Annotated in this window: 1 pseudogene; it reads right to left on the bottom strand. The window is 55.0% G+C overall.

Annotated elements, in window-relative coordinates:
- Positions 1-85: 85 nt before the first annotated feature.
- Positions 86-242, bottom strand: a pseudogene (locus LKX83_RS32825) (class A beta-lactamase LEN-27); the annotation flags it as partial.

Here is a 242-nt window from a genome sequence, read left to right as displayed (position 1 = left end):
CAGGGGGGCGGAGCCTATGGAAAAACGCCAGCAACGCAGAAAGGCCCACCCGAAGGTGAGCCAGGTGATTACATTTGGGCCCTCATTACCAATGCTTAATCAGTGAGGCACCTATCTCAGCGATCTGTCTATTTCGTTCATCCATAGTTGCCTGACTCCCCGTCGTGTAGATAACTACGATACGGGAGGGCTTACCATCTGGCCCCAGTGCTGCAATGATACCGCGAGACCCACGCTCACCG

The organism is Cohnella baijiui, assembly GCF_020731285.1.
Classification (GTDB): Bacteria; Bacillota; Bacilli; order Paenibacillales; family Paenibacillaceae; genus Cohnella.
This window is presented reverse-complemented; position numbering and strand designations above follow the sequence as displayed.